Below are 25,104 nucleotides of genomic sequence, written 5' to 3' on the forward strand. Positions count from 1 at the left end.
GCTCAGCCCTCCTCAAGGATGATGCGCGTGGTGCGCGGCAGGGCCGCGACGCTGGCCGGCCCCGCCAGCACGAGGTCGACTCCGCGCGGGAAGCGCGCATTGTTCTGGCGCCACTGCTCGATGAAATGGCGGGGCAGCGGCTGTGGCGCGAAGGCCTGCGTGGTCTCGATGCCCGGTCCTTCCAGCATGAGCCCTCCGCCCGTCTCGAATCCTTCCACCTGGAGGATCAGCGTCGTGGAGCGATCGGGATAGTTCTGCGTGCCCTGGGCGAAATTCTCGAGGCTCGGCATCGAGGCCGGAGCGGCGATCAGCGCGAAATGCGCCTCCGACAGGATTTCGACGATCGGCGCAGCGGTCTGGAAACCCAGCCATTCCCGGACCGCCGCTTCGGCCGCGAGCGGCTGGTCCAGCCAGACGGGCGTGTCGGCATCGAGAAGCGCAAGCGCGACGGCGCCCGCAACGGGGCCAAGCGGGGCGGGCGGCGTGGCGCATGGCGGGATCGCCTGCACGGTCCCCGGCCGGGCCATGGCATCCATGACGGCGCGGAACACGCGCTGGGCATCCAGCGCGCCGTCGGCGAATCCGCCCTGGATCGTGGCAATGTTCTGCATCAGTCCTCGCCCCGCACCATGGTGAAGAAATCGACTTTGGTCGCCGCCGTTTCTTCCCGCTTGCGCGTGTCGGCGGCTTGCTGAGCAGCAGCAAGGGGCGCGACCACCGCGGCCTCGAGCCGCGAAGCCCAGACAGGATCGTGGCAGAGCGCGTCGATGGTGGCACTGATACGCGCCTTCTCGTGATCGCGCCCGATCGCATAGGCGTGCCCGATCCGGCCGTCGGGGAGCCGCACCGTCGCCCGCGTCACCGTCACCTCGCCGACATTGAAAGGGCTGCCGCCGCCACCGATGCGCCCGCGCACCGTCGCGAGCCCCGTTTCGGGACCGCGAACCGGGATGGCCTCGACGGCGACGCATGCCCCTCGCCAGAGACGGCGCAATTCATCGCCAGCGGCTCCCGCCAGGACGGCCATGCGCTTTCGCCTTTCGAGCACATCTACAGCCGTGTTTTCAGGATCCATCCAATCGGCCTTGCATACTTGTCTATTGGTCTATACAACTGCTCATCTTATCGTCCTTGCTACCTCTTGTCCATGACAGCGGAATGACACGCGCGGATCCTCCCTCCGAACCTCTCGACCGCCGCTCAGGCATCGCCATCTGGCGCCAGATCGCCGACCGACTGCGCCAGGAAATCGCGATTGGCCGGCCGGCTGAGGGCGAGCGCCTGCCGCCTGAAAACAGGCTTTCTGAACGGTTCGGCGTCAACCGGCACACGATCCGCGCCGCAATCGCGGCCCTCTCCGTGGAGGGCGTGGTCAGCACTCGCCAGGGTCGCGGCACGACCGTCGCCAAGCGCCGGAGGCTCGCCTATCCCATCGCCCGCCGCACCCGGTTTTCGACCGGTCTGGGCAGCCAGACGCGCTCGGCGCGCGTGACACCCACCGCGACGACGATCGAGCCCGCGCAAGACGAGGTTGCTGCCGCTCTGGGTCTGGATGAAGGCGCCAGGGTGGTGAGGCTGGAGACCGTCAGCGAGGCGGATGGCTGGCCGGTGGCGAGCGCTGTGCACTGGTTCGACGCCGCCCGTTTCGCGGAGATGCCAAACCTGCTCGAACAAACAGGCTCGATCACCGAGGCCTTTCGGCGTCTCGGCGTCACCGACTATCTGCGTGAGCGCACCAGCGTGACCGCCACCCACGCCGATGCGCGCGTGCTCGACCGGCTGAAACTGTCGCCCGGCGCCATCGTGATCGATACCGTTGCCGTCAATGTCGACGCCGACGGAAGGCCGGTGCAATTCTCGCGTACGCAGTTCGCCGCCGACCGGGTGGAGTTGACGATCGCCGGTGGGGACGGCAACTGAGGCGGATGCGCCTGGATACCGAACTTTCCGCCCTGCCCGTTGCCGAGGCTCTGCCCGCCCTGCGCGAAGCGCTTGCTCGTGGCTCGAATGCCGTATTGGTCGCGCCGCCCGGCGCCGGCAAGACGACGCTCGTCCCGCTGGTCCTCGCCGAAGAGGCGTGGGCGAAGGGCGGCCGCATCCTGGTCCTCGAACCGCGCCGGCTCGCCGCCCGGGGCGCCTCGAGGCGCATGGCGTCCATGATCGGCGAAGAGGTTGGAAAGACCGTCGGCCATGCCATGCGCATGGAGCGCCGTTTCGGTGCCGACACAAGCATCCTTGTCGTGACCGAAGGACTGCTCGTCCGCATGATCCTCGACGATCCCGAGCTTTCCGGCGTTTCAGCCGTGCTGTTCGACGAATTCCACGAACGCTCGCTCGATGCCGATTTTGGCCTCGCGCTGGCGCTCGACATCCAGTCGGCGCTCAGGCCGGACCTGCGCATCCTGGTGATGTCGGCGACACTCGACGGCGCGCGTGTCGCCCGGCTGCTCGGCGACGCCCCCGTGATCGAGAGCCGGGGCCGCGCTTTCCCGGTCGACATCCGCTACCGTGAACAGGCGCCCGGAACGAAGACCGAGCAGTCCGTCGCCGACGCCGCAGCGGCGATCCTGCGCGAGGAGGGCGGAAGCGCGCTGGCCTTCCTGCCGGGGCTACGCGAGATCGAACGCACGGCGAGCCTGCTCGAGGGCCGGCTGCCGGGCGATTGCGACATCATCCCGCTTCACGGCGGCCTGGACGGAAGGGCGCAGGACGCGGCGATCCGACCTGCACCCTTTGGCCGGCGCAAGCTGGTGCTGTCGACGGCGATCGCGGAAACCTCCGTCACCATCGACGGGGTGCGCATCGTCATCGATTGCGGCCTTTCCCGACAGCCGGTCTACGAGCCGGCCAGCGGCCTGACGCGGCTTGAAACGGTGCGCGCTTCTCGCGCCTCGGTCGACCAGCGGGCCGGCCGTGCCGGGCGAACCGAGCCCGGCATCGCGCTCAGGCTCTGGCGTGCCGAACAGACGGCCGCCCTGCCGGCCTTCGCGCCGCCGGAGATCCTTCAGGCCGATCTTTGCGAGCTGGTGCTTTCCTGCGCTGCCTTCGGCGTCTCCGATCCGGCCGGCCTCGCCTTTCTCGACCAACCGCCGGCGCCCGCGCTCGCCGAGGCGCGGGCGTTGCTGGTGGAACTGGGCGCCCTCGATGCCGAAGGCCGCATCACGAAAACCGGCGAAAAGATGCGGGCGCTCGCCCTGCCGGTTCGCCTCGCGCATATGCTGGCGCAAGCCACCCAGTCCGGCCATGCACGGGAAGCGGCCGAACTCGCCGTCCTTCTGGGCGAACGCGGTCTCGGCGGCAACGACATCGATCTCGACCATCGCCTCGACCGCTTCCGCCGTGAAAAGGGCACCCGCGCGGACGCCGCGCGCCGGCTTGCCGAACGTCTGGCGCGATCGGCGGGTGGCGGCGCGGGCAGCGTGCGGGCGGGCGCCGGATCGCTGCTTCTGCATGCCTATCCCGACCGTGTCGCCCGGGCACGCGGCGAGCATGGCCGTTTCGTGCTCGCCAATGGGCGTGGCGGCGTCATCGATGCCGGCCATCGCCTGGCGGCAAGCCCCTTCCTGGTGGTCGCCGATCTGCAGGGCAAGGCTTCGAACGCCCGCATCGCGGCGGCGGCCGCCATCTCCGAAGACGATATCCGCCAGGCACTCGGTGAGCGCTTCGAAACCCTTCGCGAGACCGTCTTTGATCCCGCCCGGCGCGCGGTCCGCGTGGCGGAGACCGTGCGCCTCGGCGCCATCGTGCTGGAGACGCGCCAGTTGCCGGCCCCAAGAGGCGAGGACGCCGATACCGCCGTGCTGGAGGCCATTCGCCGGCATGGGCCAGGGATCCTGGCCTGGGGCGAGGCAGCGTCAACGCTGCGGGAGCGGCTTTCCTGGTTGCATGCCACACTCGGCGAGCCCTGGCCGGACATGGCGGACGAGGCCCTGATTGCCGATCTGGAGGACTGGCTCGCCCCCTATCTGCCCGGCGAACCGTCGCTATCGGCGATCTCCGGCGACCGCCTCAGGAACGCCCTCCTGTCGCGGGTCCCCTTCGATCTCCAGCGCGAGATCGACCGGCTGGCACCCGCACGCTTCACGCTGCCGACGGGCAACACGGCCGCGCTCGACTATCGCGAGAAGGACGTCGTGCTGTCGGCCCGCGTGCAGGAACTCTTCGGGCTCACGCGCCATCCCGCCATTGCGGGCGGCAAGGTGCCGCTGCTCGTGGAGCTGCTGTCGCCCGCCCATCGGCCGATCCAGACCACACGCGATCTGCCGGGTTTCTGGAGAGGTTCCTGGGCCGAGGTGCGGGCCGACATGCGCGGGCGCTACCCCAAGCATGTCTGGCCGGAAAACCCCGCCGAGGCGGCTCCCACCAGCCGGGCCAAGCCGCGCGGGCGATAGGGCTTGGCGAACCGCTCCCCGCGGCGCATATAGGCGCCATGAGCGACGAACTGGCCGCCCCCGAATTCAGGCAGATACACCGGCTGCGGCTCAACACCCTGATCTGGCTGAGGTGGCTGGCCATCGCCGGCCAGAGCGCCGCGGTGCTGGTCGTGGCCTTCGTGCTGGAATTTCCCGTGCCGGTGGCACTGTGCTTCGCGCTGATCGCGCTGTCGGCGGTGCTCAACCTGTTTCTGTCGTTCCGCTATCCGTCGACACATCGCCTGCCGCCGCTATCGGCGCTCGGCATCCTCACCTTCGATGCACTGCAGCTGGGGGGCCTGCTTTTCATGACCGGCGGGCTGACAAACCCGTTTTCGCTGCTGATGACCGTGCCCGTCGTCATCTCGGCGACCTCGCTGCCGCTGCGGCTGACCCTGCTCATTGGTTTCATCGTGGTGTCCATGGCCAGCATTCTCGCCTTCTTCCACCTGCCGCTGCCGTGGTTTCCCGGGACCCAGCTCTCGATGCCGGTGATCTACATCGCGGGCATGTGGATGGCGATCGTCTCGGCGCTGGCCTTTACCGGCATCTATGCCTACCGCGTCGCCGAGGAGGCGCGCCTGCTCGAGACCGCCCTGTCGGCAACCGAGCTCGTGCTGCAGCGCGAGCAGCATCTGTCGGCCCTCGACGGGCTGGCCGCGGCGGCCGCGCACGAGCTGGGCACACCGCTCGCCACGATCTCCGTCGTGGCGCGCGAGATGGAACGGGCGCTCGGCGACGACCCCCGCTTTCGCGAGGACGTCACGCTGCTGCGGACCCAGAGCGAGCGCTGCCGCGCGATCCTGAAACAGCTCACCAGCCTCTCCTCGGAAGGCGAGGCGCACATGGCCCGGCTGCCCATGACCTCGCTGATCGAGGAGGTGATCGCGCCGCACCGTGATTTCGGCGTGACGACCCTGCTCGAGCCCGGCGCCTGCGAGGGGCCGGAACCGGTCGGCCGCCGCAATGCGGGAGTCATCTACGGGCTCGGAAATCTCGTAGAAAACGCCGTGGACTTCGCGCGCGAGACGGTCACCGTGCGCTGGCAGTGGAACGAACGGGAAGTGGTGCTCAAGGTCATGGATGACGGCGCCGGCTTCTCGGCGGAGATTTTGGATCGGATCGGAGAGCCCTATATGACACGCAGGCCCCTCGGGACGGCACGCGGCGGATTGGGTCTTGGCCTCTTCATCGCCAAGACCCTGCTGGAGCGTTCCGGCGCAAGCATCACCTTCGGCAATGCGGGAGCGCCCGGGGCCGGCGCGATCGTCACCGTCCGATGGCCCCGCGAAAGCTTCCTCGGGCCCGTCGAGGTCGCACGGTCGGCCTATTGAGCGAATTGGCAAACCGTCTCGATCTGCCCTAGAGAACAGGAAAGAAGAACAGGCAAATGGAAAGCTCCGTCATGTCCAGCGCTTCGGTCGAGGATTTCTCGCTGCTCATCGTCGAGGATGACCGTCCCTTCCTCACCCGGCTTGCCCGGGCCATGGAAGGCCGCGGCTACGCGGTGACGACCGCGGAAACCGTCGAGGAGGCCGTGGCGGTCGCCCGTGCCGCGCCGCCCGCCTATGCCGTGATCGACATGCGGCTGTCCGATGGCAACGGGCTCGACGTGGTGGCGGCCATTCGCGAGAAGCGTGAGGATTCGCGCGTCATCATACTGACCGGCTACGGCAACATCGCCACCGCGGTGACGGCGGTGAAGCTCGGCGCCATCGACTATCTGTCGAAGCCCGCCGATGCCGACGAGATCCATGCCGCGCTGACCCGCATGCCGGGCGAACTCGCGCCGCCGCCGGAAAACCCGATGTCGGCGGACCGCGTGCGCTGGGAGCATATCCAGCGAGTCTACGAAATGTGCGACCGGAACGTGTCGGAAACGGCGCGGCGCCTCAACATGCACAGGCGCACGCTGCAGCGCATCCTGGCCAAGCGCGCGCCGCGCTGATCAGTATTCATCGACCTCCGCGCCAGGCAACGCCGCGCCTGCAAGTTCCGCCATGGTCAACCGGTTGGCCGCCGCACGCGCGATCCTGAGCGTCAGCGCCTTGCGCGTCGCGGCCGCCAGACGATGCTCCGGCGCCTCGCGCAGCATCTCCGCCCCATAGCCGTCCGACAGGATGAAGCCGCATTCCTCGGGGAATATGTCGGCCGGGACATCCGGATGGGTGGCAAAGAAAAACCGGTCCGAATGCAGCCGGTATTCCGGCCATTTACGGTCGACGCGGAAATCCTCGATCGACGATTTGATTTCGATGATCCAGATGTCGCCTTTCCGGGTCAGCGCGACGAGGTCCGCCCGCCGGCCGCTGGCGAGCGAAAGCTCCGGCACGACGGAGGCCCCCATCTCGATGAGCAGGCGCTGGACGCCGCGGCGCACGCGCATCGCCCTTTCGGACTGGCGTCCGTCAACGAGTGGATTGGCGAGAATCGGCGACACGATGGGCATGGCCGACCATGCCAGCTTCAGCCGGCGGATTGAAGACCTGCCCGCATACTTCCGGCCAGACGCCGCACCCGACTCGGCTTGGGCAGGCGTTCTCGCACGTTGACTGCCGTCAGCGGATCACGATGTCGCGGGGGCTCATTTCCGGAAAATAGAGCCCGAGGCAACCTCCGCTCTCATGCTCGATCACCCAGGGATGGGTCACGTATGTCTGGGTACTCCACGTGCCCCCCGGCTGGATCTCCGCATAAAACTGACGTTGCCCTTCATAGTTGATCCAAAGAACGTTCACCGGTGATCGCGTCTGGTTGAAGAAAGCTATCGAGGAAGTAGTGTTCCCATTGGCCGAGCGCAGGTTTTCTTCGGCCGCGCAGCGGCCTTGGGCGGCAACCGACGTGGTCAGGGCAGACAGCAAAAGAATGATTGCAGCGGTGCGTTTCATGGTCCCTCCGAATTGGCCAATGCCAGAGCCGCGCGACTTGCAGGAACCATCATGGTTGATGGAAGCGAAGACGCAACTTCTTTTTGGATTCTTGTCGGAGTCAAGTATCATACAATGCGCCGGCGCACAGGGCGCAGCGCCTTCAAGCGCTGCAACCACCGAAATGGGCGCACTCTCGTGCCAGTTGGTTCAGGCGCCCGCGCTGTAGGCCGCGATCGCCGCCATGTTGACGATGTCGGAATCCTTGGCGTTGAGCGAGACGATCTGCACCGGCTTGTTCAGCCCCACCAGCAGCGGTCCGATCACCATCGAGCCGCCGAGTTCCTGCAGCATCTTGGTGGCGATCGAGGCCGAGTGGAATGCCGGCATCACCAGCACGTTGGCCGGTGCCGACAGGCGGCAGAACGGATATTGCTGCATGAGCCGCGCATTGAGCGCCACGTCGGCTGCCATCTCGCCATCATATTCGAAGTCGACCCGGCGCTTGTCGAGGATGCGGACCGCCTCCTGAACCTTGGCCGAGCGCTCGCCCGCCGGATGGCCGAAGGTGGAATAGGCGAGCATGGCCACGCGGGGCTCATAACCCATGCGCCGCGCGAAGCCGGCCGCCTCCTCCGCGATGTCGGCAAGTTCCTCCGCATCGGGCATGTCGTGAACGGCGGTATCGGCCACGATGACGGTTCGCCCGCGGCACAGCGCGACGGAAGCGCCGATCACGCGGTGTCCGGGTCGGGCATCGATCACGCGCCGCACATCTTCGAGAACCGTCGAATAGTTGCGCGTCACACCCGTCACCACCGCATCGGCATCTCCCAGCGCCACCATGCAGGCGGCGAAATGGTTGCGGTCGTTGTTGATCAGACGCTGGCAGTCGCGGAAGAGGAACCCCTTGCGCTGCATGCGCTCGTAGAGATGGTCGGCATAGATGCCATTACGCCGCGACAGCCTGGCATTGATGATCTCGATATTGGGCTTGGAGAGATCGACACCGGCATTGCGGGCCGTCTCCCGGATCTGTTCCTCGCGGCCGAGCAGGATCGCGGTGCCGAGCTTCTGGTTCACGTAGGAGGCGGCGGCGCGCATCACCTGCTCCTCCTCGCCCTCGGCGAAGACGACGCGCTTGGGCTGGCGGCGCACGCGCTCGTAGATGCGCTGCAAGGTGGAGGCGATAGGGTCGCGGCGGGCCGAGAGTTCCTGGCTGTATTTCTCCAGGTCCAGAATCGGCTTGCGCGCCACGCCCGAATCCATCGCCGCGCGTGCTACCGCCAGCGGCACGGCGGAAATGAGCCGCGGATCGAAGGGCACGGGGATGATGTAGTTGGGGCCGAAACGCGGGCGGTGGCCCTGATAGGCGGCGGCTACGTCATCCGGCACGTCCTGGCGGGCAAGCTCGGCCAGCGCATTGGCGGCCGCGATCTTCATGTCCTCGTTGATGGTGGTGGCCCGGACATCCAGCGCGCCGCGGAAGATGTAGGGGAAGCCGAGCACGTTGTTGACCTGATTGGGATAGTCCGACCGGCCCGTGGCCATGATCGCGTCGTCGCGGATTTCGGCGACCTCCTCCGGCGTGATTTCCGGGTCGGGATTGGCCATGGCGAAGATGATCGGGTCCTTGGCCATTGTCTTGACCATCTTCGGCGTCAGCGCGCCCTTGGCCGAGACGCCGAAGAAGATGTCGGCACCGTCCATGGCGTCTGCGAGCGAGCGCGCGTCGGTCTTGACGGCATGGGCCGACTTCCATTGGTTCATCCCCTCCTCGCGGCCCTGGTAGACCACGCCCTTGGTGTCGCAGAGGATGACGTTTTCGGGCGAGAATCCCATCGCCTTGACGAGTTCGATGCAGGCGATGCCGGCGGCGCCCGCGCCGTTGCAGACGAGTTTGGCCGACTTCATGTCGCGGCCCGTCAGGTAGAGCGCGTTGATGAGGCCGGCCACGGCGATGATGGCTGTTCCGTGCTGATCGTCATGGAAGACGGGAATGTCCATGATTTCCCGCAGGCGCTGCTCGATGATGAAACAGTCGGGCGCCTTGATGTCCTCCAGATTGATGCCGCCGAAGGACGGGCCCAGAAACCGCACGCAATTGACGAATTCGTCGATGTCGGCGGTATCGACTTCCAGATCGATGGAATCCACGTCGGCGAACCGCTTGAACAGCACCGCCTTGCCCTCCATCACCGGCTTGGAGGCGAGCGCGCCCAGATTGCCCAGACCCAGAATCGCCGTGCCGTTGGAGATGACGGCCACCATGTTGCCGCGGGTCGTATAGTCGAAGGCCCGGGCAGGATCCTCGGCGATCGCCAGGACCGGCACGGCCACGCCCGGCGAATAGGCCAGCGAAAGGTCGCGCTGGGTCGCCATCGGCTTGGTCGGCGTGATTTCCAGCTTGCCCGGCCGCCCCGATGCGTGGAAATCCAGCGCCTCTTGCTGGCTGACCGAGGGACCGGAGCGCTCCGGCGCGTTCTTCTTCTTGTCGAGCATCAACGTTTCCTTACCCCTGGCGCGGCCTTTTCGCGGCGACCCACTTCCTGTGGAGTTTTGCGCGCCGAATGCGGATAAGGCTACACTTGGCCGTCGTAAAACGCCAAGCCGGTTTGCAAGAAACTGCAAAGGATTCCCGTCTCGACCATGAACCGCGAAACACCCATCAGCGACAGCCGGGCCATGCAAGCGGGCGACGGCGCGCCAGCGCTGCCCTCGGCCGAGGGCGCGACGCCGATGATGGAGCAGTTCATCGAGATCAAGGCGGTCAATCCCGATTCGCTGCTGTTCTACCGGATGGGGGATTTTTACGAACTGTTCTTCCACGACGCGGAAGTCGCCAGCCGCGCCCTGGGCATCGCGCTCACCAAGCGCGGCAAGCACCAGGGCCAGGACATTCCGATGTGCGGCGTTCCCGTGCATGCAGCCGACGACTATCTCCAGAGGCTGATCGCGCTCGGCCACCGGGTGGCGGTCTGTGAACAGGTGGAGGACCCGGCCGAGGCGAAGAAGCGCGGCTCCAAATCGGTGGTCAAACGCGACGTCGTGCGGCTCGTCACGCCCGGCACCATCACCGAAGACAAGCTGCTTTCGCCTGCCGAGACCAACTACCTCATGGCATTGGGCCGCGCGCGCCAGGCCGGCGAAGCGCAGTATGCGCTGGCCTGGATCGATATCTCGACGGGCGCCTTCTTCGTCGCGGAGACCGTGCCCGAGCGCATGGTCTCCGACATATTGCGCGTCGACCCGCGCGAGCTGATCCTTCCCGAGACGGCCTTCCAGGACCCCGACCTGCGCCCGGTCATGGACGCGCTGGGGCGGATCGCCAGCCCGCAGCCGGCCGCGCTGTTCGATTCGGCTTCCGCCGAGAGCCGGATCGCGCGGTTTTTCGATGTGGCGACCGTCGACGGTTTCGGAACCTTCTCGCGTCCGCAGCTGTCGGCCATCGCAGGCGCGGTGGCCTATGTGGAGAAGACCCAGAAGGACCAGCGACCTCCCCTGCAGCGCCCGGCGCTGGAGGATGCCGGCAAGAGCCTGTTCATCGACGCCGCGACCCGCGCGAATCTCGAGATCATGCGGACACTTTCGGGATCGCGCGAGGGCTCGCTCTTTTCCTGTGTGGACCGGACCGTGACCGGACCGGGGGCCCGGCTTCTGGGGGAGCGGCTGACCTCGCCGCTGACCGATCCGCCAGCCATCGCCGCACGGCTCGATTCGGTTTCGCTGTTCTGCGAGGACCGGCACCTGCGCGAGAGACTGCGCGAGGCGCTCAAGGCCGTGCCGGACATGGTGCGGGCGCTGTCGCGTCTGGCGCTCCGGCGCGGCGGCCCACGCGATCTCGGGGCGCTCCGGACAGGGCTGGCCCAGGGCCGCGAGATCGCGGGCCTGCTCGCCGGCGCCGAACTGCCGGCCGAACTCGAGAATGCGCGCGCCACGCTTGCCGCGCTGCCCGCGCAGCTCTCCGACCACCTGTCGCTGGCGCTTGCCGACGAATTGCCGCTGCTCGCGCGCGACGGCGGCTTCGTGCGGACGGGCCATGACGGCGCGCTGGACGAGGCACGCGCACTGCGCGACCAGGCGCGCCGCGTGATCGCGGAGATGGAGCGCGCGCTGGCGGAAGAGACCGGTATCCGCTCGCTCAAGATCCGCCACAACAACGTGCTCGGCTACTATATCGAGGTCACCGCCAACCACCGCGAGATCATGACCGGCAGCGACGAGGCGAAGTCGCGCTTCATCCACCGCCAGTCCATGGCCAACGCCATGCGTTTCACCACCACCGAGCTGGCGGAGCTGGAATCGAAGATCGCCAGCGCCGCCGACCGCGCGCTGGCCATCGAGCAGCGCATATTCGCCGCGCTGGTCGAGGAGGCCGTCGGCGAGGCCGAGGCCATTCGCGCCGGCGCCCGGGCGCTGGCCATCCTCGACGTGTCGGCCGCGCTCGCCACGCTTGCCGGGGCGCACGACTGGTCGCGGCCCGTCGTCGACGACAGCCTGGCCTTCCAGGTCGAGGCCGGCCGGCATCCCGTCGTCGAGGAGGCGCTCCGGCGCCAGCTCGGCGACCCGTTCGTGGCCAATGATTGCGACCTCTCGCCGCCGGATTCCGCCGCCCACGGCGCGATCTGGCTTCTGACCGGCCCGAACATGGGCGGCAAGTCGACCTTCCTGCGCCAGAACGCGCTGATCGCGATTCTCGCCCAGGCGGGCTCCTTCGTGCCGGCGCGTGCCGCCCGGATCGGCGTAGTCGACCGCCTCTTCTCGCGTGTCGGCGCCTCCGACGATCTCGCCCGTGGCCGCTCGACCTTCATGGTCGAGATGGTGGAGACAGCGGTCATCCTCAATCAGGCCAGCGAGCGCTCGCTGGTCATTCTCGACGAGATCGGCCGCGGCACCGCGACATATGACGGCCTGTCCATCGCCTGGGCGGCGCTCGAGCATCTGCATGAGGCAAACCGCTGCCGCACGCTGTTTGCGACCCATTTCCACGAAATGACCGCGCTTGCCGAGCGGCTCTCGCGGCTGTCCAACGTCACCATGCGGGTGAAGGAATGGGAAGGGGACGTGATCTTCCTGCACGAGGTCGCGCGCGGCGCCGCGGACCGTTCCTATGGCGTGCAGGTGGCGCGGCTCGCCGGCCTTCCCGAGGCGGTCGTGGAGCGGGCCCGCGAGGTTCTGCACATGCTGGAGGAAGGCGAGGCAAGCGGCAAGTCGGCCCGCATCGTCGACGACCTGCCGCTCTTCTCGGCCGCCGCCCGCCGGGAGACGCCTCCGCCCGCCCGCCGCGACGCCGTGGCCGAGGCGCTGGCCGCCATCCTGCCCGACGAGATGACCCCGCGCGATGCGCTGGAGGCGCTCTACCGGCTCAAGGCCCTGGCGGGCAAGTGACACGTGCCAACCGGGGACCCGGCCGCGCCGGACCGGCTGTCCGTCCTCGTCCCATCACGGCCCCGTAGGCAGGGCCGGCAAATCGCGCTATAGACCGCGCCGAAATCGTGCACCGGCAGGACATGGCCAGGATTCCGCTCAAGCTCGACGAGATGATCGACGCCGACGCCCTGCGCGGCGGATTGTCGGCGCTTGCCAAAAAGTCGACGTCGCTCGACACATTGCGGACGGCCGCTCTCAAGCGCTTCAAGGAAGAACTCGCGCAGGGCCACCGGCGCGCCGAGGCGCTGCTGATGGAGGATGGCGGCGGCACCGCCTGCGCGGTCAGGCTGTCCCACCACATGGACGAGCTGATCCGGGCGCTCTACGACTTCGTCGTCACCCATATCTATCCTTCGACGAACCCCTCCTCCTCCGAGCGCATGGCGGTGGTGGCCGTCGGCGGCTACGGGCGCGGCACGCTGGCGCCCGGCTCCGACATCGATCTTCTGTTCGTTCTCCCCTACAAGCAGACGCCCTGGGGCGAGCAGGTCATCGAATACATGCTCTACATGCTCTGGGACCTCGGCCTGAAGGTCGGCCACGCGACCCGCAACATCGACGAATGCGTGCGCCTGTCGCGCAGCGACATGACCATCCGCACATCGATCCTGGAAGCCCGCTTCATCTGGGGCGACAAGGCGCTGTTCGAGGAACTGGTCGAGCGCTTCGACCAGAAGGTCGTGCGCGACACGGCGGCCGAATATGTGCAGGCCAAACTCACCGAGCGCGACGAGCGCCACGCCAAGTCGGGCGAAAGCCGCTATCTGGTCGAACCCAATGTGAAGGACGGCAAAGGCGGCCTGCGCGACCTCCACACCCTGTTCTGGATCGGCAAATATCACTACCGGGTGCGCAGCGGCGAGGAACTGGTCGACAAGGGGGTCTTCACGCGGCGCGAATATCTGCAGTTCCGCAAGGCGGAGGACTTCCTCTGGGCCGTGCGCTGCCACATGCATTTCCTCACCGGCCGCCCCGAGGAACGGCTGCATTTCGACATCCAGCGCGAGATCGCGGAGCGTCTCGGCTATACGCGCCATCCCGGCCTCTCGGCCGTCGAACGGTTCATGAAACACTATTTCCTCACCGCCAAGACGGTGGGGGACCTCACCCGCATCTTCTGCGCCGCCCTGGAGGAAGAGCAGGCCAAGGACGTTCCCGGCTTCAACCGCATCTTCCTCTCCTTCTCGCGGCGACGCCGCAAGATCGCCGGTTCGGGCGATTTCGTGACCGACAACCACCGCATCAATGCCATCGACGAAGAGGTCTTCGCGCGCGATCCGGTCAATCTGCTCAGGCTGTTCTGGCTGGCCGACCGGCACGGGCTGGAATACCATCCCGAAGTGCTGAAGCTCGTCACGCGGTCGCTGAAGCTGATCGACCGCGACCTGCGCCGCAACGAGGAAGCCAACCGCCTTTTCCTCGACATCCTGACCTCCGACCGCAATCCGGAGCTGAACCTGCGCCGCATGAACGGGGCCGGCGTGCTCGGCAAGCTCATCCCCGACTTCAACCGGATCGTGGCGATGATGCAGTTCTCCATGTACCACCACTACACGGTCGACGAGCATCTCCTGCGCTGCATCGGGGTCCTGTCGCAGATCGAACAGGGCAACGCCGCCGAGCCGCATCCGCTCGCCCACTCCCTCATCCCGAGCCTGAAAGCGCATCGCGAGGTGCTCTACGTGGCCGTGCTTCTGCACGACATCGCCAAGGGCAGGCCGGAGGACCACTCGGTCGCCGGTGCGCGCATCGCCCGCCGCCTCTGCCCGCATATGGGCTTCAGCGCGGCGGAGACCGAGACGATCGCCTGGCTCGTCGAGCAGCACCTGACCATGTCGATGACGGCGCAGACGCGGGACCTCAACGACCGCAAGACGATCGAGGATTTCGCCGAGATCGTGCAGTCCGTCGAGCGGCTGAAGCTGCTTCTGGTGCTCACCGTGTGCGACATCCGGGGCGTCGGCCCTGGCGTGTGGAACGGCTGGAAAGGCCAGCTTCTGCGCACGCTCTATTACGAGACCGAGCTGCTCTTGACCGGCGGCTTTTCCGAAGTGTCGCGCTCGCGGCGCGCGGCCCTGTCCCGGCAGGAACTCGCCGCCGCGCTGGAAGACTGGCCGGAAGCCGAGCGCGACCGTGTCGTCGGGCTGCATTACGACAACTACCTGCTGACGGTCGATCTGGCGGACCAGCGCCGGCATGCCGATTTCATCCGCCAGGTCGATGCGGATGGCCGGCGGCTGGCGACGATGATCAAGACCCATGTCTTCGAAGGCGTGACCGAGATCACGGTGCTTTCGCCCGACCACCCGCGCCTGCTCTCCGTGATTGCCGGCGCCTGTGCGGCGGCCGGTGCCAACATCGTCGACGCGCAGATCTTCACGACAGCCGATGGCCGGGCCCTCGACACCATCCTCATCGGCCGCGAGTTCGACCGCGACGAGGACGAGGAACGCAGGGGCCGCCGCGTCGGCGCGCTGATCGAGGACATGCTGTCGGGCAAGAGCCGCCTGCCGGAGCTTCTCGCCAAGCGCACCAAGCCAAGGCGGGCGGCCAAGGCCTTCCGCGTGGAGCCACGGGTGGAGATCCGCAACACGCTGTCGAACCGCTTCTCGGTGATCGAGCTGGAAGGTCTGGACCGGACCGGACTGCTGTCGGAAATCACCGGGGCGATCTCCGACCTGTCGCTGGACATCACCTCGGCGCACATCACCACCTTTGGCGAAAAGGTCATCGACACGTTCTACGTCACCGACCTGACCGGCCAGAAGCTCGAGAACCCGGCGCGTCTCCTTGCGATCCGCGATCGCCTGGTCGGCGTTCTGGACGGAGGCGCGTCCCTCACCCGCAAGGCCGCCGAATGAGCCTCGTCGGCAAATTCGCCACGGTCGGTTCGGGCACGTTGTTGAGCCGCCTTCTCGGTTTCGTGCGCGAGATGATGATGGCGGCGGCACTCGGCACCGGACCGGTCGCCGACGCCTTCTACGCGGCATTCCAGTTCCCCAACACGTTCCGCAGGATCTTCGCGGAGGGCGCCTTCAACGCGGCCTTCGTGCCTCTTTTCGCCAAGGAGGTCGAAGCCAACGGGATGGAGGGTGCACGACGCTTTTCGGAAGAGGTCTTCGGCGTCCTTTTCTCCATCCTGATCGTGCTGACCGTGCTGATGCAGCTCTCGATGCCGCTTCTGGTCTCGACGATCATAGCGCCAGGCTTTCGTGCCGACCCGGAGAAGTTCGAGCTCACCGTCGGCCTCGCCCTGATCATGTTCCCCTATCTGATGTGCATGTCGCTGGCGGCGATGATGGCCGGCATGCTGAATTCGCTCCGGCGGTTTTTCGCGGCCGCCATCGCGCCGATCTTCCTCAACATCATTCTGGTGGGCGTGCTCCTTTATGCCTGGCGGCAAGGCCATGACGGGCGGGAAGTGGGCTATGCGCTGGCCTGGGGGGTGCTCGCCTCCGGCCTGACCCAGCTCGGCATTCTCTGGCTTGCCGTGCGTCACGCCGGCATGCGTATCGGTCTGCGGGTGCCGAAACTGACGCCGAACGTGAAACGCCTGCTATGGCTGGCGCTGCCGGCGGCCGTCACGGGGGGCATCACCCAGATCAACACGCTGGTGGGCACGGCCATCGCCTCGATGGAGGCGGCCGCCGTGTCCTCGCTGGCCATGGCCGATCGCGTCTACCAGCTGCCGCTCGGCGTGGTCGGCATCGCGGTGGCGATCGTGCTGTTGCCCGAACTCGCCCGCGCACTCAAGGCAGGCGACGACGACGAGGCGTCCAACCTGCAGAACCGGTCGGTCGAATTCGCCCTCTTCCTCACCCTGCCGGCGGCGGTCGCGCTGCTCGTCATCGCCGAGCCGATCATTCGCGTGCTTTACGAGCGCGGGCAGTTCGCGGCCATGAACGCGACGCCGACCGTGGCAGCGATCCTTGCCATATTCGGGCTGGGATTGCCGGCCTTCGTGCTCATCCAGGCGCTGAGGCCCGGCTTCTTCGCGCGCGAGGACACGCGGACGCCCATGATCTTTGCCGGCGTATCGGCCGGCACCAACATCACGCTGGCCCTCTTCCTCCTGCCGCGGCTGGGTGCGCCCGGCATCGCCGTGGCGTCGGTGGTGGCCGCCTGGATCAATGTCGCCCTTCTCTTCGGCACGCTGGCGCGTCGCGGCCACTGGCGGTGGGATGCCGTCATCACGCGCCGGTTGCCGCGCCTGGTGGCGGCTGCCCTTCTCATGGGCGCGGCGCTCTGGCTGGCGCTGGCATGGCTGTCGCCCTGGATCCAGCCCGATTCCGGGCTTCTTGCGCAGGCGACCGCACTGCTGGCCCTCTGCGTGGGCGGTGCGATGGTTTATTTCGCGCTGGCCTTTGCACTGGGCGGCGCGGATCTTGCGACCCTGAGGCGGAGCCTGCGCAAGTCGAAGCCCATAGCACCCACCTTGAACGAATAGGCGCCGGACGCTATCAGCCTGCGCTAACCCCCGCCCTCCACAAGCCAACGGGTCTCCCGATGTCCTCCATAAAGCCTCTCGTCTTCTCGGGCGTCCAGCCCACCGGCAATCTGCATCTCGGCAACTATCTGGGGGCGCTGCGCAAGTTCGTGGCCCTGCAGGAAAGCCATGAATGCATCTACTGCGTCGTCGACCTGCATTCGATCACCGCGCAGCTTGTGCATGAAGACCTTGCCGAGCAGACACGCTCGATCACGGCCGCCTTCCTTGCCTCCGGCATCGACCCGGCAAAACACATCGTCTTCAACCAGAGCCGCGTGCCGCAGCATGCCGAGCTTGCCTGGATCTTCAACTGCGTGGCCCGCATCGGCTGGATGAACCGCATGACGCAGTTCAAGGACAAGGCCGGCAAGGACCGCGAGAACGCCTCGCTCGGCCTGCTTGCCTATCCGAGCCTGATGGCCGCCGACATCCTGGTCTATCGCGCCACCCATGTGCCGGTCGGCGAGGACCAGAAGCAGCATCTGGAGCTGACCCGCGACATCGCCGCCAAGTTCAACCACGATTTCGCGTCCCGAATCGAGACGCTGGGCGTGGGCGAGCCGATCCAGATGGGCGAGGAGACCGTCAACGGCTTCTTCCCGCTCACCGAGCCGCTGATCGAGGGGCCTGCGACGCGCGTCATGAGCCTGCGCGACGGCACCAAGAAGATGTCGAAATCCGACCCTTCCGACCTGTCGCGCATCAATCTCACCGACGACGGCGACGCCATCGCCAAGAAGATCCGCAAGGCCAAGACCGATCCGGAGCCGTTGCCCTCCGAGATGGACGGACTGAAGGCGCGCCCGGAAGCCGCCAATCTGGTCGGCATCTATGCCGCGCTCGCCGATCTGACTTCCGAGCAGGTGATCGCCGAATTCGGCGGCCAGCAATTCTCGGTCTTCAAGCCGGCACTCGCCGATCTCGCGGTCGAAAAGCTCGCGCCGGTCTCCGCCGAGATGCGCCGCATCTCCGAGGACCGCGCCTATGTCGACCAGGTCCTGCGGGACGGCGGCGAAAGAGCCGGCGCGCTGGCGGAGGCGACGATGAAGCAGGTTCGCGAGATCGTCGGGTTTCTGGCGGGTTAGGAAAGGCCGGGCGCGCCTTGGGAAACAGGCGCGGCGAAGCGAAACGACATCGGATCGCCTCTCGCCTGCCCGGCCGAAGCCTAAAATGCCCCCGATTCTGTTAATTTCCTGATGGCATAGGCTTGCTACTGGAGCACGTGCGGCCGCCTCCCGGTGGGACGGCCGATCCTCATTGTGCCGGAATGCCGATGCCGCTCGATTTCATCACCCTTTACGTGATCATCCTCATCAATTCGGCAAGCTTTGCGCTCGTCTGGGCGGTGATTGCCCTGACCTACCATTCGCTGACGGCCGCTCGCCACTGGCTCGCGGCCCTGCTGATGACCTGCGCCAGCGGACCGCTGCTCTTCCTGGGCGACGGGCACCCCATCCTCGCGTTCTTCGGCCTGACGCTGGTGGCGGGCAGTTTTGCGATGATCTGGCAGGGCCTGCGCGTCTTCTACGGCAATTCCTTCCGGGGCTTGCATGTCCTCGCCATCATGGCCGCCACCATGGCCGCGCTCCTCGGCCTCGGTACCAGCCAGGAAGCCGTCAATCTCATTGCCGCTGTCAGCCAGTCGGTGCCGGTCTTGCTGGCGATCGCGACCCTGTTGCGGGGCGGGTCGCTCTCGGCCGGGGTCGGTGTGGCAACGGCGGCGGCACTCGTGGTGGTCATCGGCCAGACCGGCGAGGGAGCGAGCAACCTTATGCGTCTCACCGGGGCGCTCGGCGACGAGACCTATTACGGCTTCGCGGCCTTGTTCCTCCTGTGCGCCATTGTCGGCGGAAGCGTCTGGAACATCGGCTTCCTGCTGATGGCTGCGGACCGGTATCGCGCCAGCCTCGTCGCCCTGGCGAAGACCGACGAGTTAACCGGATTGGCCAACCGGCGCGGCCTGCGCGAAAGGATGCTGAAGCTTGAAAGAAGGTCCCAGCGCTCCGGCGCCCCGGTCGTGCTGATGATGATCGACATGGACAGGTTCAAGTCGATCAATGACGGCTATGGCCACGCCGCCGGCGACGCGGCGCTGGCGCATGTGGCCAACACCATCCACGACTTCCTCGAGGACGACCAGTTCGCCGCCCGGATCGGCGGCGACGAGTTCTGCGTGCTTCTGCCCCGCCTGGGAGGCGCCGAGGCCCAGCAATTGGCGGACAGGCTGGCGCGTCGGATCAACCGGACGCCGCTCACGTGGAACGGGCACCAGATTGCCCTCTCCGCCAGCATCGGGCTCACCGAATGGCGGCCGGGCAGAGTGCGGCTCGTCGACGGCCTCGACCGCGCCGACGACATGATGTTCAAGGCCAAACGGCTCCGTCAGGCACCTGCCGCCCTGGCCCTCTCGGCGTAGCAAGGGGTTGCAGCAGGCGAAGGTGCCACGACGACGGCATTGCGACTGCTTCGATCCTCCGAGGCTACCCTTGTCGCTTGCCCCTTGCCCCCGGCAGTGGCAGATTGTGCCGCCGGCGGCGAGCCGGTTCGATCCAGGAGAGAGCATTGGTATCCAGACGATTGAGCCGGGAAGCCGGTCATCGCCGCAAGTTTCTGGCGGTCGTCGACGAGACGCCCGAATGCGAACGGGCCATCGCCTATGCATCGCGGCGCGCGAAATCCACTTCTGGCGGGGTCATCCTCCTCTTCGTGATCGAGCCGGACGAGCATCAGCACTGGCTGGGGGTCGAGCAGATCATGCGCGAGGAGGCGCATGCCACGGCGACATCGGCCCTCAACACCCACGCGGCCCGTATCCGCGAGGATGTCGGCATCGAGCCCGAACTGGTCGCCCGCGAGGGCAAGCCGGCGGACGAGATCCACAAGCTGATCGAGGAAGACCAGGACATCGCCATCCTGGTGCTGGCCGCCGGCAACGCCAAGGAAGGGCCGGGCCCGCTGGTCTCGTCGATCGCCGGCAAGGGCGCGGCCTTCCCCATCCCGGTGACCGTCGTGCCGCATTCGGTCAGCGACGAGGACATCGAAAGCCTCACGTGAGGCAATAGGCCCGCGCGGCCGCTTGAAAAGCCGCCGCTCCGGGTCTATTTTAGAATTGTTCCAAAGAACGAAGCGGAGTTACGGACATGTTCATCCAGACAGAGGCGACGCCGAACCCGGCGACCCTCAAGTTTCTTCCCGGCAAGGTGGTGCTGGAGGACGGGACCGCCGATTTCCGTGATGCCGAAGGCGCGGCCGCGGCCTCGCCGCTCGCCGGACGCCTGTTCGAGGTTCCCGGCGTGACCGGGGTCTTCTTCGGCTACGATTTCGTCACCGTCACCAAGGACGGCCCGGATTGGCAGCACCTGAAGCCGGCGATCCTCGGCGCGATCATGGAGCATTTCATGTCCGGCCAGCCGATCCTGGCCGGCCACGACACGCGCGAAGCCGATGCGCTGGGCGAAGAGTTCTACGACAAGGAGGACGAGGAGATCGTGCTCACCATCAAGGAACTGCTCGACACCCGGGTCCGCCCGGCGGTCGCCCAGGATGGTGGCGACATCACCTTCCGCGGTTATGAGAACGGCACCGTCTTTTTGCACATGAAGGGTGCCTGCGCGGGCTGCCCGTCATCGACCGCCACGCTGAAGCACGGCATCCAGAACCTCCTGCGCCACTTCGTACCGGAAGTGCAGCAGGTCGAGCAGATGGTCTGACCGCAGGCTGCTTGCAGCCTGAACGAAAAAACCGGGCCTGTTGGCCCGGTTTTTTTGGTTCGAACGTCCGTGTTGCCTGGACGGTTCACCTACATCACGACCACCCGCGCGCCGACGTCGACGCGGTTGTAGAGGTCGATGATATCCTGATTGATCAGCCGGATGCAGCCCGAAGACATGGCCTGGCCGATCGAATGCACCTCGGGCGTGCCGTGGATCCGGTAGATCGTGGAACCGATATAGAGCGCGCGCGCGCCGAGCGGGTTCGCCGGTCCGCCTTCCATGTGAGCGGGCAGGATGTTGCCCTTGGCGCGCTCGCGGGCGCGCATGGCCGGGGGCGGGGTCCAGCCCGGCCACTCCGCCTTGCGCGAAACGCGGTTGGTTCCCTTCCACTCGAAACCCTCACGCCCGACGCCGATGCCGTAGCGCATCGCCTTGCCGTCTTCCTGCACAAGGTAGAGAAACTTCGCCGATGTATCGATGACGATCGTGCCGGGACGCTCGCGCGTCTCGTAGTCGACGATCTGGCGGCGGAACTGGCTCGGCAGCTGCTGCAGCGAGACCGCCGGCAGCTGGTAGCCAGCGTCGGTAACGGCGGCATAATTCGTCGACATGATGGTGCCGGTGCCGCTCGTCGTGCAGCCCGCCAGGGCCATCGACAGAATGGCGGCCAGGCCAATGGCAATTGATCTCAAACCCATTCTCAAAGTCGGTGCCCCCTGATTTGCACGGATCGGGCCCGATTCGGCCCGATTTTCGCCATTTTTTCTTATTCTGCGGTTTCGATTGTTGCCAAGGCGAAAGACGAAGCAAGTCTTTCGCACGCGCAATTCGCCGATGCTCTATGGTAAATGAGCAACATTCCGGGGCTGCCGTTGCGTCATCACGCGACCTTGGCGGCGGCGGCGAGCCGATGGATCAGGCGGCGAATCGCTGCGCCTCGGCGCCGTAATGATTGATGTAGCGCTCGGCAATCGCGCTCACCGGGAGGATGATGAAGACATCGGTCGTCCCGAAATCATGATCGATGACACAGCCATCCCCCACCCGTGCGCCCAGCCGCAGATAACCCTTGATGAGCGGCGGCATCGAGGCGAGCGCCGCGCGGGTATCGAGCGCCTCGGAAGGCATGAGATCCATGGTCTGGTAGCGGCTTTCGACGGCGCGCACGTCCCATTCCGGTTGCGGGCGGCAATTATGCGCCAGGAAGGAGAGGGCCTGCGCATGGATCGCCGGGACCGTGCCGGGAAAGGAGGCGCAGCCCGTCATGACGGAGACGCGGTGGCGGCAGACATAGGCCCAGATGCCCTGCCACAGCAATTCGATGGTCCGCTTGGAGCGGTATCGCGGCAGGACGCAGGATCGCCCGAGTTCCAGGAAACGCATCGTTGGGTGCCGGGCCACCAGCCCTTCGAGCTCGAATTCGTCGCTGGAATAGAACCCGCCGGCCTGACCGGCGGCTTCCTGCCGCAGCAGCCGGTAGGTACCGACAACCTCGCCGCCCGCATGGAGATCGGTGACCAGCAGATGGTCGCAGACCTCGTCGAAACGGTCGGCGTCGCGCTCGTCCATCTCGGCGGCGCGCTGGCGGCAGGCGCCCATCTCCTCGCAGAAGACACGAAAGCGAAGTTCCTGAGCAAGGGCGATTTCCGCGGAATCGCGCGCCAGCCTGACCTCAAGCGAGCCGATCCGCCCGAGGGGCGCATCACCGACGATGGCGACCGAGGCCGAGGGCCGGCCGGCCGGCGGAAGGAATCGCTTGAGAATGTCGCGCACGTGGAATCTCCCCTTCGCGCCATATGCCACGGTCATACGCGCCAGCTGCAACACTACTATGACGTCGCGAGACTGTCACGAATTGCCGGAAGCGCGGGCTGCGTGCTTCGACGGGGCTCGATGGCGTGGCGTTCCACGGTGGCGACCAGCTCTGCCGGATCGAGGGGTTTGGTCAGGAAACCGTCGGCACCATGCGCGACCACCATGCGATGCGTCGATTGCTGGCCGTCCGCGGTCAGGACCACGATGCTCACGGGCGACAGGCCCTTGGCCTCTTCGTGGCGGCGAATCATCTGGATGGCGTCCAGCCCGTCCAGCACGGGCATGTGCAGGTCCATCAGCACGACATCGTAGCGCAGCGCGCCGGGCCGGGTCACGCGATCGACGGCGGCCCGGCCATTGGGGACGAGTTCGACGCGGTGACCCGATTTCTCCAGGGCCCGTCGAACCAGCAGTGCGTTGATGTCGTTGTCTTCGGCCAGCAGCACGCTCAGCTGATGCACGGCGGCCGTCACGCCGGGTTCGGTCGCAAGCACGGCGGGAGCCTCCATCGCGTCCGGCGTGAGCATGATGCGCAGCAGCGAGTCGCTTCTCACGGGTCGTGCCAGGAATGTGGAAAAGCCGAAGGCGCGGAACCGCGCCAGCTGGCCCCTTTGGGACGGCTCGATCAGGATCGTCGCCTGCGCGGCCCGGATGCCCCCCTTGCACAGCTGTGACAGCACGTCGCCATCGCGCGCCGCCTGGCCGCCATCCACGAGTATCGCGTCGAAGGGCGCAATCGCCTCGGCGCCGTCCGTCAGCGAGAGCGCTTCGGCAAGGCAGGCGGCCACGCAGACCGCCGCGCCGTGGTCGCCAAGCGTCATGGCGAGCGCCTGTGTCTCCATGCGCGCGGGCGACAGGATGAGCACGCGCTGGCCCATCAGCGCCTTGCCGAAGGCCATGTGCTGACCGCGGGGACGGGAAACCGGCATGTCAAAGGTGAAGATCGCGCCCTCCCCGGGCCGGGAGGCAACTTCGATGCGGCCCTTCATGGCAAAAGCGATCCGGCGCGAGATGGCGAGGCCGAGACCCGCGCCGCCGTGATGCCGCGTCGTGCTCGCATCCGCCTGCTCGAATTCCTCGAAGATGCGCGCCTCGACCCTGGGGTCGAGGCCGGGGCCGGTGTCGGCAACGGCAAAGCGCAGAGACGTCTTGCCGGATGCCTCGACCACGGTGACGGCAAGGAGAACGCCGCCCTCATCGGTGAACTTGACCGCGTTTCCGACCAGATTGAGCAGGATCTGGCGCAGCCGGCCGGGGTCGACCGAAATGCGTCGCGGTACGTCGAGCGCGATGTGGCACCCGATGGAAATGCCCTTGGCATAGGCCTTGGCGGCCATCAGCTCGACCAAGCGCTCTACCAGCTCACGCGGATCCACCTCTTCCGGCACGAGTTCGAAGCGGCCCGCTTCGATCTTGGAATAGTCGAGCAGATCCTCGATGAGCGCCAGGAGGGCGCTGGCGGAGGTCTCCACCGCGCTCAGATAAGTGCGCTGCTCGGCTTCCAGGGGCGTGTCGGCAAGCAGCTTGGCCATGCCTGCAATGCCGTTCATCGGCGTTCTTATCTCATGGCTGACGGTCGCCAGGAAACGCGACTTCGCCTTGCTGGCCTGTTCGGCGCGCTTGCGCGCGGCGATCAGTTCCCTTTCGGACTGCTTCCGGGCCGTGATGTCGCGCGCGATCGCCCGGTGGGAGATCTCGCCGGTCAGGGAATCGCGCCGCGTCAGCTCCGTCCAGGCGAACCATCGTCGCCCGGCGCCGTCGGGGATGGCGACGTCCATTGCGCTGAGGCATTCGCCCGAGACCGGTGCCGACTCGGCGTGGGTGGCGACTTCGATGCCGAGTTCCGACAGATGACGACCGACCAGTTCGGATTCCGGCCTGCCAAGCAGTTCCGTCAGCACGCGATTGGCATAGGTTATGCGGCCGGCATCGTCGCGATGCACGATGATGTCGCCGAGCGCGTCGAGGAGGTCGTGCAGGGGCTCGGGCTCCGCCGGGACCTCGGCACGGCTCTCGGGCTGGACCGGCCGTCGCGGCCGAGCCGTTGTGACCGGGACCGTCGACGGAGGGGCCCGCAGGAGCGGCATGAGTGCCGCGAAGGCCGCCAGGATGAGCGCCGCGGAGACGATCGGTGGGCCACTGGCCATGATCGACAGCGCGCCGATCGCCATCGACCCCAGCGCAAAGGCGCGCAGATGCCCGCGGGGAGCGGTGAATTCGGGAACGAGCGGCGGCGGCACGATCCGCGCGCGGCCTGCCGTCGGCTCCTTCTGCCTGTCAGACCCTTCGGTCGTCCCGGTCATGCCCGCCTTTTCCATCCTCATGGACAGACACTAGCAGGACCGGGCTTAGCGAAGATTGTGATCGATCGCTAAAAT

Annotated in this window: 19 protein-coding genes; 11 read left to right on the forward strand and 8 right to left on the reverse strand. The window is 66.8% G+C overall.

The window, feature by feature from the left end:
• Window positions 1–2: 2 nt before the first annotated feature.
• Together phnH and phnG are read right to left on the reverse strand one after the other, a co-directional pair.
• Window positions 3–611 carry a phosphonate C-P lyase system protein PhnH gene (gene phnH, locus GRZ55_RS01415; RefSeq protein ID WP_169285090.1) on the reverse strand — a complete coding sequence of 203 codons (609 nt, stop codon included), beginning with the start codon at window positions 609–611 and terminating at the stop codon, window positions 3–5.
• Window positions 611–1,075: a phosphonate C-P lyase system protein PhnG gene (gene phnG, locus GRZ55_RS01420; protein ID WP_256379780.1), complete on the reverse strand. Its 465-nt coding sequence runs from the start codon at window positions 1,073–1,075 to the stop codon at window positions 611–613. The genes phnH and phnG overlap by 1 nt, the downstream gene beginning before the upstream one ends.
• A gap of 83 nt (window positions 1,076–1,158) precedes the next feature.
• On the opposite strand from phnG, the gene phnF reads away from it, so the two are divergent.
• The 4 genes from phnF (at window position 1,159) to GRZ55_RS01440 (ending at window position 6,360) form a co-directional block, all read left to right on the forward strand.
• On the forward strand, window positions 1,159–1,920 hold the full coding sequence (gene phnF / locus GRZ55_RS01425) for a phosphonate metabolism transcriptional regulator PhnF (RefSeq protein WP_169285092.1): 762 nt from the start codon (window positions 1,159–1,161) through the stop codon (window positions 1,918–1,920).
• Window positions 1,921–1,925: 5 nt separating this feature from the next.
• Window positions 1,926–4,391, forward strand: coding sequence for an ATP-dependent helicase HrpB (hrpB, locus tag GRZ55_RS01430; RefSeq protein ID WP_210257173.1), 2,466 nt, complete (start codon window positions 1,926–1,928; stop codon window positions 4,389–4,391).
• Between the two features lie 38 nt (window positions 4,392–4,429).
• On the forward strand, window positions 4,430–5,746 hold the full coding sequence (locus GRZ55_RS01435) for an ActS/PrrB/RegB family redox-sensitive histidine kinase (RefSeq protein ID WP_169285093.1): 1,317 nt from the start codon (window positions 4,430–4,432) through the stop codon (window positions 5,744–5,746).
• A 71-nt stretch (window positions 5,747–5,817) separates the two neighbouring features.
• Entirely contained in the window at window positions 5,818–6,360 is a 543-nt protein-coding gene (locus GRZ55_RS01440) for an ActR/PrrA/RegA family redox response regulator transcription factor (RefSeq protein ID WP_246734452.1), read from the forward strand.
• Here the strand turns inward: GRZ55_RS01440 and GRZ55_RS01445 are convergent, their stop codons facing one another.
• The 3 genes from GRZ55_RS01445 to GRZ55_RS01455 all read right to left on the reverse strand — a co-directional run bounded on the left by GRZ55_RS01445 (window position 6,361) and on the right by GRZ55_RS01455 (window position 9,781).
• Entirely contained in the window at window positions 6,361–6,861 is a 501-nt protein-coding gene (locus tag GRZ55_RS01445; protein WP_169285095.1) for an MmcB family DNA repair protein, read from the reverse strand.
• 109 nt (window positions 6,862–6,970) lie between these two features.
• Entirely contained in the window at window positions 6,971–7,300 is a 330-nt protein-coding gene (locus GRZ55_RS01450; protein WP_169285096.1) for a hypothetical protein, read from the reverse strand.
• Between the two features lie 189 nt (window positions 7,301–7,489).
• Window positions 7,490–9,781, reverse strand: a complete 2,292-nt coding sequence (locus GRZ55_RS01455) for an NADP-dependent malic enzyme (protein ID WP_169285097.1) — start codon at window positions 9,779–9,781, stop codon at window positions 7,490–7,492.
• Window positions 9,782–9,964: 183 nt separating this feature from the next.
• Between GRZ55_RS01455 and mutS the strand changes: the two genes are divergently transcribed.
• The 7 genes from mutS (at window position 9,965) to GRZ55_RS01490 (ending at window position 20,908) form a co-directional block, all read left to right on the forward strand.
• Window positions 9,965–12,667, forward strand: a complete 2,703-nt coding sequence (gene mutS, locus GRZ55_RS01460) for a DNA mismatch repair protein MutS (protein WP_246734485.1) — start codon at window positions 9,965–9,967, stop codon at window positions 12,665–12,667.
• 122 nt (window positions 12,668–12,789) lie between these two features.
• On the forward strand, window positions 12,790–15,570 hold the full coding sequence (locus GRZ55_RS01465) for a [protein-PII] uridylyltransferase (protein ID WP_169285099.1): 2,781 nt from the start codon (window positions 12,790–12,792) through the stop codon (window positions 15,568–15,570).
• Window positions 15,567–17,156 (forward strand): murein biosynthesis integral membrane protein MurJ, encoded by a 1,590-nt coding sequence (gene murJ, locus GRZ55_RS01470; RefSeq protein ID WP_169285100.1) that lies wholly within the window; start codon window positions 15,567–15,569, stop codon window positions 17,154–17,156. Before GRZ55_RS01465 ends, murJ begins: the two co-directional genes overlap by 4 nt.
• Before the next feature lie 59 nt (window positions 17,157–17,215).
• Complete coding sequence (gene trpS, locus GRZ55_RS01475) at window positions 17,216–18,283, forward strand: tryptophan--tRNA ligase (RefSeq protein ID WP_169285101.1); 1,068 nt, start codon at window positions 17,216–17,218, stop codon at window positions 18,281–18,283.
• Between the two features lie 188 nt (window positions 18,284–18,471).
• On the forward strand, window positions 18,472–19,614 hold the full coding sequence (locus GRZ55_RS01480) for a diguanylate cyclase (RefSeq protein WP_169285102.1): 1,143 nt from the start codon (window positions 18,472–18,474) through the stop codon (window positions 19,612–19,614).
• Between the two features lie 146 nt (window positions 19,615–19,760).
• Window positions 19,761–20,252, forward strand: coding sequence for a universal stress protein (locus tag GRZ55_RS01485; protein ID WP_169285103.1), 492 nt, complete (start codon window positions 19,761–19,763; stop codon window positions 20,250–20,252).
• Between the two features lie 86 nt (window positions 20,253–20,338).
• Window positions 20,339–20,908 carry a NifU family protein gene (locus GRZ55_RS01490; RefSeq protein WP_169285104.1) on the forward strand — a complete coding sequence of 190 codons (570 nt, stop codon included), beginning with the start codon at window positions 20,339–20,341 and terminating at the stop codon, window positions 20,906–20,908.
• Between the two features lie 89 nt (window positions 20,909–20,997).
• Here the strand turns inward: GRZ55_RS01490 and GRZ55_RS01495 are convergent, their stop codons facing one another.
• From GRZ55_RS01495 to GRZ55_RS01505, 3 genes are all read right to left on the reverse strand, one after another.
• Window positions 20,998–21,609: a L,D-transpeptidase gene (locus GRZ55_RS01495; protein ID WP_169285105.1), complete on the reverse strand. Its 612-nt coding sequence runs from the start codon at window positions 21,607–21,609 to the stop codon at window positions 20,998–21,000.
• 217 nt (window positions 21,610–21,826) lie between these two features.
• Complete coding sequence (locus tag GRZ55_RS01500; protein WP_368856569.1) at window positions 21,827–22,684, reverse strand: GNAT family N-acetyltransferase; 858 nt, start codon at window positions 22,682–22,684, stop codon at window positions 21,827–21,829.
• A 56-nt stretch (window positions 22,685–22,740) separates the two neighbouring features.
• Window positions 22,741–25,029 carry a PAS domain-containing hybrid sensor histidine kinase/response regulator gene (locus GRZ55_RS01505; RefSeq protein ID WP_246734455.1) on the reverse strand — a complete coding sequence of 763 codons (2,289 nt, stop codon included), beginning with the start codon at window positions 25,027–25,029 and terminating at the stop codon, window positions 22,741–22,743.
• Window positions 25,030–25,104: the final 75 nt, after the last annotated feature.

Origin of the sequence: Chelativorans sp. ZYF759, assembly GCF_012911015.1 — a bacterium.
Classification (GTDB): domain Bacteria; phylum Pseudomonadota; class Alphaproteobacteria; order Rhizobiales; family Rhizobiaceae; genus ZYF759.

Excerpts from the sequence above, each read along its gene's own strand:
- phnH (WP_169285090.1), bottom strand. The coding sequence starts at position 611 with ATGCAGAACATTGCCACGATCCAGGGCGGATTCGCCGACGGCGCGCTG.
- phnG (WP_256379780.1), bottom strand. The coding sequence starts at position 1,075 with ATGGATCCTGAAAACACGGCTGTAGATGTGCTCGAAAGGCGAAAGCGC.
- phnF (WP_169285092.1), top strand. The coding sequence starts at position 1,159 with ATGACACGCGCGGATCCTCCCTCCGAACCTCTCGACCGCCGCTCAGGC.
- hrpB (WP_210257173.1), top strand. The coding sequence starts at position 1,926 with ATGCGCCTGGATACCGAACTTTCCGCCCTGCCCGTTGCCGAGGCTCTG.
- GRZ55_RS01435 (WP_169285093.1), top strand. The coding sequence starts at position 4,430 with ATGAGCGACGAACTGGCCGCCCCCGAATTCAGGCAGATACACCGGCTG.
- GRZ55_RS01440 (WP_246734452.1), top strand. The coding sequence starts at position 5,818 with ATGTCCAGCGCTTCGGTCGAGGATTTCTCGCTGCTCATCGTCGAGGAT.
- GRZ55_RS01445 (WP_169285095.1), bottom strand. The coding sequence starts at position 6,861 with ATGCCCATCGTGTCGCCGATTCTCGCCAATCCACTCGTTGACGGACGC.
- GRZ55_RS01450 (WP_169285096.1), bottom strand. The coding sequence starts at position 7,300 with ATGAAACGCACCGCTGCAATCATTCTTTTGCTGTCTGCCCTGACCACG.
- GRZ55_RS01455 (WP_169285097.1), bottom strand. The coding sequence starts at position 9,781 with ATGCTCGACAAGAAGAAGAACGCGCCGGAGCGCTCCGGTCCCTCGGTC.
- mutS (WP_246734485.1), top strand. The coding sequence starts at position 9,965 with ATGCAAGCGGGCGACGGCGCGCCAGCGCTGCCCTCGGCCGAGGGCGCG.
- GRZ55_RS01465 (WP_169285099.1), top strand. The coding sequence starts at position 12,790 with ATGGCCAGGATTCCGCTCAAGCTCGACGAGATGATCGACGCCGACGCC.
- murJ (WP_169285100.1), top strand. The coding sequence starts at position 15,567 with ATGAGCCTCGTCGGCAAATTCGCCACGGTCGGTTCGGGCACGTTGTTG.
- trpS (WP_169285101.1), top strand. The coding sequence starts at position 17,216 with ATGTCCTCCATAAAGCCTCTCGTCTTCTCGGGCGTCCAGCCCACCGGC.
- GRZ55_RS01480 (WP_169285102.1), top strand. The coding sequence starts at position 18,472 with ATGCCGCTCGATTTCATCACCCTTTACGTGATCATCCTCATCAATTCG.
- GRZ55_RS01490 (WP_169285104.1), top strand. The coding sequence starts at position 20,339 with ATGTTCATCCAGACAGAGGCGACGCCGAACCCGGCGACCCTCAAGTTT.
- GRZ55_RS01495 (WP_169285105.1), bottom strand. The coding sequence starts at position 21,609 with ATGGGTTTGAGATCAATTGCCATTGGCCTGGCCGCCATTCTGTCGATG.
- GRZ55_RS01505 (WP_246734455.1), bottom strand. The coding sequence starts at position 25,029 with ATGACCGGGACGACCGAAGGGTCTGACAGGCAGAAGGAGCCGACGGCA.